Source organism: Halomonas sp. PBN3, from assembly GCF_000475415.1.
GTDB classification, from domain to species: domain Bacteria; phylum Pseudomonadota; class Gammaproteobacteria; order Pseudomonadales; family Halomonadaceae; genus Halomonas; species Halomonas shengliensis.
In genome coordinates this window covers 45,852-53,759 of record NZ_AXCA01000168.1, presented here as the reverse complement: position 1 = coordinate 53,759, position 7,908 = coordinate 45,852, and the positions used below count along the sequence as shown (strand labels likewise).

Sequence of the window (7,908 nt, the reverse complement as noted above, 5' to 3'; positions counted from 1 at the left end):
GGTAACTGCGATAGCCCTGGGAATGGCATGGTGTCATCCGCTCCGAGCCAGATCACCCTTTAGGCCTAAGTCGAATGTTGTTACCATGCCATCGCTCTGGTCGGCGTCACGTCCCATCGACGCACACATCCTCCGCAACTAGAGCATTCCCATACCTTCTACCCCACCCCCTGCACCCGCCAGGGCCTCGGCGCCGTCGCGCCTGGGCGACCCCATCGTGCTGCTGCTCACGGTCGGCTTCATCATCGCCTTCGTCGGCCTGTCGCTCTTCGACATCGACCTGGTGGCCGACAGCATCGGCGCCGGCTTCGCCTGGACGGCGGCCACCCTGGGCACCTACTTCCAGCTCCTGCTGCTGCTGACCTTCCTGATCGCCATCGGCGTGGCCATCTCGCCGGCGGCCGGCGCCCGGGTCGGCAACCTGGAGAGCCCGCAGATCGGCACCTTCAAGTGGCTGTCGATGATCATGTGTACCCTGCTGGCCGGGGGCGGCGTCTTCTTCGCCGCGGGCGAGCCGGTCTACCACTTCGTGGTGACCCCGCCGGCCTTCGACACCGAGGCGGGCACCGCCGAGGCAGTGGCCGGGGCCCTCGCCCAGTCGTTCATGCACTGGGGCTTTCTGGCCTGGGCGGTGCTGGGCTCGCTCTCCGCCATCGTGCTGGCCCACGCCCACTACGTGAAGGGCCAGCCGCTGCAGCCGCGCACCCTGCTCTACCCGGTGCTCGGCGAACGCGTCATGAAGGGGGCGCTGGGCAGCGTGGTGGATGCCTGCTGCGTGATCGCCGTGGTCGCGGGCACCGTCGGTCCCATCGGCTTCCTGGCCACCCAGATGAGCTTCGGCCTGCACGAGCTGTTCGGCGTCAGCGAGGGTTATGCCACCCAGCTCGGCATCTTGGTGCTGCTGGCGGGGGTCTATGTCACCTCGGCGATGACCGGCATCCACAAGGGCATCCAGATCCTGTCGCGCTTCAACGTCTTCCTGGCGCTGGCCATCGCCGCGGTGATCCTGGTGGCCGGCCCTACCCTGTTCCTGGTCAACGCCTTCAGCCAGGGCTTCGGCGAGTACCTGTCGTCGTTCTTCACCATGGCCACCATGACCGCCGAGACCGCCCCGGCCTGGTGGATGCAGTGGTGGACGGTGTTCTTCTTCGCCTGGTTCATCGGCTATGCGCCGCTGATGGCGATCTTCGTGGCACGCATCTCCCGCGGGCGCACCATCCGCGAGATGATCCTCGCCGTGGCGGTGATGGCCCCGCTGGCCACCGCGATCTGGTTCACCCTGCTGGGCGGCTCGGGCATCCACTACCAGCTGACCGGGGCGATCGACCTGGCCGAGGCGCTGAACAACTTCCAGTTCGACGTGGCGACATTGACCGTGGCCCAGGCGCTGCCGGGCGGCCCCCTGATGGCCCTGGCGATCCTGCTGCTGACCAGCATCTTCGTGGCCACCACCGGTGATTCCATGAGCTACGCCATCGCCGTGGTGTGCACCGGCCACGACGCGCCGAACCGCCTGGTACGCGCCTTCTGGGGCATCGCCAAGGCGCTGATGGCGGGCATCCTGCTCTACATGGGCGCCGGGCAGATCGGCGCCCTGCAGCAGTTCATCGTGATCACCGCGATCCCCGTCTCGCTGGTGCTGCTGCCCTCGCTGTGGGCGGGCCCCAGGGCCGCCTATGCCATGGCCCGGGAGCAGGGCATCATCGCCCCCGCGGCGAAGGCCGCCACCCGCGCCGACTGACCCGCCCCCGGCGGCCGGCACCAGGCGCGAAGGCGGCACCCGATCGGGTGCCGCCTTTCTCTTGTCTGGCCTTCTCTTGCCTGTCCGCCGGCCTGGCGCCTGGACGCCTAGGGTGTCTCCAGCCCCAGCCGACGATGCCACTCGGCGAGGCTCTCCTCGGGGTACTCGTCGAAGCAGCGGTCGTTCTCCCGCGCCTCGACCTCGACCCAGCCGGCCTTGCTGCCCAGCAGCAGGTGGACCCGCTCCGGCGGGATCGGCAGCTCGCTGTCGATGGCGGAGGCGAAGGGGTGCACCAGTTCCGGCCAGCGCGGGTCATAGACCCACAGCGCGCTGGCGCAGTGACGGCAGAAATGGCGCTCTCCAGGGCTCTGCTCGCCATCGATGACGGCGCGGTAGACGCCCGTGTTCTCCTTTCCCTGGACCTCGAGGGTCGCGGCGCGGCCGCCAAGGTTGATGGCGTAGCCGCCGCCTCCCGCGGTCTTGCGGCAGATGGAGCAGTAGCAGCGCTGGTAGGGATAGGGGTGCGGCGCCTCCAGGGTGAAGCGCACGGCACCGCAGTGACAGGAGCCTTCGAGTCGCATGGGAACCTCCGATGTCGGGATGACGCTATCGCGCCAGCTCAAGGCGCATGATGGTGACCCGTTCGCCGCGATAGTCACGCTCCTCCACGGCACGCCAGCCCAGCCGGCGGTAGAGCGCCTGGCGGTCCGGGGTGAACAGGTGCAGGGTGGCGATGCCGTGCTCGCTTGCCTCCTGCTCCACGCGGCGCACCAGGCGCGAGGCGATGCCATGGCCGCGCCACTCCGGGCGGACATAGACCGAGGCGAGCCAGGGGTTGAGCGCCGGGCGGTCAGGCATGTCGTCGTCGATCAGGCTGGCCATGCCCACCGGCGTGTCGCCGGCCATGGCGACGAACATCGAGGGCCGCCCGCCCTCGCCGCACTGGTCGCGGAAGTCGGCCAGCGCCTGGTCGAGGCGCCGGTCGGGGTCGAGGTGACCCCACTGGGCGAACGCCCAGCGCGCCAGGGTCAGCAGGTGGGGCGAGTCCGCTGCCAGGCGGGCGACCCGGACGCGCGCCGCGGTGGCGTCCGCCTCCCCGCCGGGCACCCGCGGCTCGGCCTCCGCCGCCGTGACCCTCACGCCCCCGGCTCCATCACGCCGGCGTAGCGAACCCCGCTGAGCAGCGCCATCTCGCGCTTCCAGGTGGCCAGGTCGTTGGGGTTGAGGCCGGCCAGGCGGTCGTGGCCGCAGGCACGGGCCATCACCTGCATCAGCCCGGTGGAGGCACGCAGGAAGCGTTCGAGCTGGGCGGCGGACCTGTCGACGTCGAGGCGCTGGCGCAGGTCGCCACGCTGGGTGGCGATCCCCGCCGGGCAGTTGTTGGTGTGGCAGATGCGCGCCGCCACGCAGCCGATGGACTGCATGGCGCTGTTGGCGATGGCCACGCCGTCGGCGCCCAGCGCCAGCGCCTTGACGAAGTCGATGGGCAGGCGCAGCCCGCCGGTGACGATGAGAGTGACGCGCCCGCTCACCCCCTCGTGGTCGAGGTAGCGCCGGGCGCGGGCCAGGGCGGGGATGGTGGGCACGCTGATATGGTCGCGGAACATCAGCGGCGACGCGCCGGTGCCGCCGCCGCGGCCGTCGAGGATCAGGTAGTCGGCGCCGGCGTCCAGGGCGAACTGGATGTCGCGCTCGATATGGTTGGCGCTGAGCTTGAATCCCACCGGGATGCCGCCGGTGACCTCGCGCACACGGTCGGCGAAGCGGCGAAAGTCATCCACCGAGTGCAGGTCCTCGAAGGTGGCCGGCGACTCGGCGGGCTGCCCCTCCTCAAGGCCACGTACCTCGGCGATCTTGCCGGTCACCTTGCTACCGGGCAGGTGGCCGCCGGTGCCGGTCTTGGCCGCCTGGCCGCCCTTGAAGTGGAACGCCTGCACCTTCTCGAGAAGCGCTTCCTCGTAGCCGAAGCGGGCGCTGGCCAATTCATAGAAGTAGCGGGAGTTCTCGGCCTGCTCCTCGGGCAGCATGCCGCCCTCGCCGGAACAGATGCCGGTGCCGGCCCGCTCGGCGCCGCGCGCCAGCGCCGTCTTGGCCTCCTCGGAGAGGGCGCCGAAGCTCATGTCGGAGACCAGCACAGGCGTCTCGAGGGTGAGCGGCTTCCTGGCCTCGGGGCCCACCACCAGGTGGGTGTCGACCTCGGCGTCGTCGAGCAGTGGCTGGGTGGCGAGCTGGGCCACCATCAGCTGCAGGTCGTCCCAGCTTGGCAGGCGGTGGCGCGGCACGCCCATGGCGTCGATGGGGCCATGGCGTCCCACGCCCTCGAGCCCCTCGCGGGCCAGCTGGTGAATGAACTCGACGGTGGGCTCCTCCTCGGTGGCCTTCGCCTCGGGCATGCCGTCACCCTTCGCCTCCTCCGGCTCCGGGGCCTCCTGGCCCACCTGATCGGCGTCGAAGTTCTGGTGGGTGCCGTCGCAGTAGGGGGCGTCACCGGTCTGCTTGCACTGGCACAGGAACGCCTCGCCGTCCTCCTCCGCGGTGAACATCTGCGGCGTGAAGCCGGTTCCCTGATGGGAGCCGTCACAGAAGGGCTGGTCCTTCGAGCGCCCGCAGCGACAGAAGGCGTACTCCTTGCCCTGCTCCAGGGTGACCTTCTGCGGCTTGTTGTCGGCGATGATCGGCTGACTCATGGTGCCCTCCTGTCGGCGTGGCCGCCGCGCGGGACGCGGCGGCGAGGATGTCACTCCAGTCTGGCGGAGGGGCGCCGGCGTAGCCAGGGGGCGGGCCGGGGAGCCGTCAACGCAGGCATGGCCGGGCAGCGTTGAGCCGGGCGATTCCCGCCCCGGCGGCGCTTCGCTACCATGGCCCTTTGTCGATTCACGAGACCCCACCATGCAAGCCACCCTCGAGCAGCGCGCCCTGAAGCTCTCCATCGTGATGACCCTGGTGGTCTCGAGCCTGGGGGTGAGCGTGGGCCTGGCGGCCGGCTCCCAGTCGATCCTCTTCGACGGCGTCTTCTCCACCATCGACGCGGCGATGTCGGGGCTGGCGCTGCTGGTGGCGCGCCTGGCGGTGCGCGAGGCCAGCGAGCGCTTCCAGCACGGCTACTGGCACCTGGAGCCGCTGGTGGCGGCGCTCAACGGCAGCATCCTGATGCTGCTGTGCTTCTACGCCTTCCTCACCGCGGTGCTCGACCTGCGCGAGGGCGGCCGCGAGCTCGCCTTCGACCTGGCCATCGCCTACGCGGTGGTGGTGGCCATCGTCTGCTTCGCCATGACCGCCTACCAGAGGAGCATCAACCGGCGCGCCCAGTCGGAGTTCGTGCGCATCGACATGCAGGGCTGGCTGATGGCGGCGCTGATCACCACCTCGCTGCTGGTCGCCTTCCTGGTCGCCCTCGTCCTGCAGCGAACCGCCTGGGCCCACCTCACCCCCTATATCGATTCGCTGCTGCTGATGGTGCTCACCGCCGGCTTCATGCCCGTGCCCATCGGCATCGTGCGCCGCGCGGTCAAGGAGATCTTCCTGATCGCCCCCAGCGCGCTGGACGAGGAGGTCCATGCCGCCATGGCCCCGGTGATGGCCCGGGAGGGGCTGCTGCGCTACTACAGCCACGTGGCCAAGGCGGGCCGCGGCCACTTCATCGAGATCCATATCGTCACCGCCCCCGAGTTCGCCGCCGGCCAGGGGGTGGCGCTGATGGACGAGATACGCGCCCAGATCGCCGAGCAGCTCACGCCACCGCCCGAACGGCGCTGGTTCACCGTGGCTTTTACCGCCGACGAGCGCTGGGCCTGAGCCTCGCCCCATCACGCTGACCCGCCGCCGGTGATGTCGTGGCGATCGACGGCGACCACCTCGCGCGGCCACCACGCCGGATGCTCGTCGCGAATGAAGGCCAGCAGCCGCTCGCGCAGGCGGTTCTCGGCGGCCCAGCCGCCGATCGGCTCACGGGTCATCAGGTAGCAGGTGACCTCGAGGGTCGCCTCGTGCTGGGCGGTCACGTGGCACTCCAGCTTATCCGGCTCGATCACCTCGGGCTCCTCCCGTGCCAGCTCGACGAAGCGTCGCCGCAGGCACTCGACGTCGGCGCTCAGGTGCAGGGTCAGCGTCACCCGGCGATAGAGCCGCGCGTCCTTGGCCGAGAGGTTCTGGAAGGGCCGCGAGACGAAGTACTTGATCGGCACGACCAGCCGCCGCTCGTCCCAGCTGCGTAGCCGGATGAAGGTGTAGAAGATCCCCTCCACATAGCACCACTGCCCCTCGAAGACGACCAGGTCGCCCATGCGGATCGGCTTGGCCAGCGATACCTGGAAGGAGGAGAGGATATTGCCCAGCACCGCCTGGCCGGCGATGCCCACCAGCACCGTGAGCACGCTGGCCGAGGCCAGCAGCGACAGCCCCAGGGTACCGAACAGGTTGATCTGGGCGAGGATGTAGATCGTCACCGCGGCGACGGTGACCAGGATGATGCCGCGGCGCAGCGCATAGAGCGAGGTGAGCAGGCGGCGCTCGTCGCGGTGGCGGGTGTCGTCGATCTCGCCCACCAGGCGATGGGTCATCTGCAGCAGGAAGGTGTCGACCAGGCGCAAGGCGGCCAGGCCCATGCCCCAGGCCATGATCACGATCAGCAGGACGCGGAAGGTGGCGGTGGCGACCCCCGAGAAGGAGACCACCCCACCCAGCAGCAGCTGGGCCAGCAGCGACATGGCGATGAAGGCCAACGGCACGGGGACCTGGGCCACGAAGCGCTTCGCCAGGCCACCCGCCGGCAGCCTGGCGGCCAAAGCCGCGGTGACCCGATGCACCGCCCACCCCAGCAGGCCCACCAGTACCAGGAACAGCGGAATCGCCAGCCACTCCCACAACTGCAGCATGCCCAGCTTGCGCTGGAAGCGCTCGGGGATGCGCTGCTCCAGCCAGGAGGGGCCGTAGGTCGCGTAGAGCACAGGGACGAAGGCCAGGGTGTCAGGGGTGATCAGCCACACCGGGTCGCGCTCGCCGACCCGATAGCGGGCGATACGGATGTCGTGGGTCTCGCCCTCGGCGTCCAGCGAGGTGAGGCGCAGGTTGCGCCGCGGCTGTCCCACCAGGGGGTGCTGGCCGGAGGGGTCCTCGACCATGGCGTCTCGCCGCCCGGGAAGGTCCGAGGGCTCGAGCCAGTCGCCCCGCTGCAGCGCCGAGGCAAGCTGGCGCGCCAGCTCCCCGCCCCGCGATGCCTGCTCCTCGGGTGACAGCTCGGAGAGGTTGAGCAGGTGGGCTGCCGCCGCGACGTCGCCTTCCCGGGCCAGGCTGAGGAAGCTGCGCAGCGCCTCGCGCGGGGTCTGGCGCCGCACCTGCTCGGGGGGCTCGCCGAGCCCGGTGTTGAGCGCATCCAGGGGGAACCAGGCGCCCTCCTCTCCCTCGGAAGACTGCGCCAGCGCCACGCCGGCCGTGAGCAGAAGGAACAGCAGGCACCACGAGAGCGCGCGTGTCATTTCGGTGACTCCCCGTCAGGACATCCGCCACCCAGTCATCCCGGACCGGGTCCCCTGGCAGTACACCCCATGGCCTCGCCCGCGTCCACCCTGCCCCCTTGTCTCTCCGTGTCGATGTCCCTCTGCGCGGCCACGCTTGCATCGATGATAGTTGGTAACGGACCCGGGGGCGCCTGGACATCCCCATGACGCTGGACGACGCTTCCCGGGACGCCACCCACCGCCCCGAGGATGCCCGCATGCCACAGTTCCAGAACGACCCCACCCTGCCCGCCCCGCTCTTCCCCGGCAGCCATATGGTGATCGACGATGACTTCGTCTTCCTCTCGGGGCTGACCGCCGAGGACATCCAGGGCGGGGAGACGGTGATCGGCGACATGGGCGAGGAGACCCGCCTGGTGATGCGCCGCGTGCAGCGCATGCTGGGCTCCATCGGCTGCGAGATGACTGACGTGGTGCGGGTCGACGTGCATATCACCGACCTCGACCTGATCCGCGAGATGGACGCCGCCTACGCCGAGTTCTTCGACGCCTGCCGCTATCCGGCGCGCACCTGCACGCAGTCGCCGCGCCTCTACGGCGGCGCCCACGTGGAGATCACCGTGATGGCCCGCCGCCCCGCCGAACGGCAGGCGGAGGGGCCAGTCGAGGAGGGGGCCACGGGGGACGCGAACGACGGGGCGAGCGAGTAAG

At 70.1% G+C, this 7,908-nt stretch carries 7 protein-coding genes; 3 read left to right on the top strand and 4 right to left on the bottom strand.

Translation table 11 applies throughout. The annotated features are described in order from the left end of the window. Positions 1–217: 217 nt before the first annotated feature. Positions 218–1,741: a BCCT family transporter gene (locus tag Q673_RS30265; RefSeq protein WP_023006488.1), complete on the top strand. Its 1,524-nt coding sequence runs from the start codon at positions 218–220 to the stop codon at positions 1,739–1,741. Positions 1,742–1,848: 107 nt separating this feature from the next. Here Q673_RS30265 and Q673_RS30260 read toward each other — a convergent pair whose 3' ends face one another. Genes Q673_RS30260 through Q673_RS30250 form a run of 3 tightly spaced genes read right to left on the bottom strand, consistent with a single transcriptional unit; the run spans position 1,849 to position 4,428 of the window. After that, the gene (locus tag Q673_RS30260) at positions 1,849–2,322 is read right to left on the bottom strand and encodes a GFA family protein (RefSeq protein ID WP_023006487.1); all 474 of its coding nucleotides are present in this window, start codon (positions 2,320–2,322) and stop codon (positions 1,849–1,851) included. Positions 2,323–2,347: 25 nt separating this feature from the next. Further along, positions 2,348–2,881 (bottom strand): GNAT family N-acetyltransferase, encoded by a 534-nt coding sequence (locus tag Q673_RS30255; RefSeq protein ID WP_023006486.1) that lies wholly within the window; start codon positions 2,879–2,881, stop codon positions 2,348–2,350. Then, on the bottom strand, positions 2,878–4,428 hold the full coding sequence (locus tag Q673_RS30250) for a glutamate synthase-related protein (RefSeq protein ID WP_023006485.1): 1,551 nt from the start codon (positions 4,426–4,428) through the stop codon (positions 2,878–2,880). Before Q673_RS30250 ends, Q673_RS30255 begins: the two co-directional genes overlap by 4 nt. 202 nt (positions 4,429–4,630) lie before the next feature. Here Q673_RS30250 and Q673_RS30245 point away from each other — a divergent pair, with 202 nt between their 5' ends. Beyond that, entirely contained in the window at positions 4,631–5,536 is a 906-nt protein-coding gene (locus tag Q673_RS30245) for a cation diffusion facilitator family transporter (RefSeq protein WP_023006484.1), read from the top strand. 11 nt (positions 5,537–5,547) lie between these two features. Here the strand turns inward: Q673_RS30245 and Q673_RS30240 are convergent, their stop codons facing one another. Continuing rightward, the gene (locus Q673_RS30240; protein WP_023006483.1) at positions 5,548–7,215 is read right to left on the bottom strand and encodes a mechanosensitive ion channel family protein; all 1,668 of its coding nucleotides are present in this window, start codon (positions 7,213–7,215) and stop codon (positions 5,548–5,550) included. A 185-nt stretch (positions 7,216–7,400) separates the two neighbouring features. Between Q673_RS30240 and Q673_RS0118520 the strand changes: the two genes are divergently transcribed. Then, positions 7,401–7,907: a RidA family protein gene (locus Q673_RS0118520; protein ID WP_023006482.1), complete on the top strand. Its 507-nt coding sequence runs from the start codon at positions 7,401–7,403 to the stop codon at positions 7,905–7,907. Position 7,908: the final 1 nt, after the last annotated feature.

What these genes read in the sequence shown, in the direction of transcription:
- Q673_RS0118520 (WP_023006482.1), top strand. Translation starts at nt 7,401, where the DNA reads ATGACGCTGGACGACGCTTCCCGGGACGCCACCCACCGCCCCGAGGAT.
- Q673_RS30250 (WP_023006485.1), bottom strand. Translation starts at nt 4,428, where the DNA reads ATGAGTCAGCCGATCATCGCCGACAACAAGCCGCAGAAGGTCACCCTG.
- Q673_RS30260 (WP_023006487.1), bottom strand. Translation starts at nt 2,322, where the DNA reads ATGCGACTCGAAGGCTCCTGTCACTGCGGTGCCGTGCGCTTCACCCTG.
- Q673_RS30245 (WP_023006484.1), top strand. Translation starts at nt 4,631, where the DNA reads ATGCAAGCCACCCTCGAGCAGCGCGCCCTGAAGCTCTCCATCGTGATG.
- Q673_RS30240 (WP_023006483.1), bottom strand. Translation starts at nt 7,215, where the DNA reads ATGACACGCGCGCTCTCGTGGTGCCTGCTGTTCCTTCTGCTCACGGCC.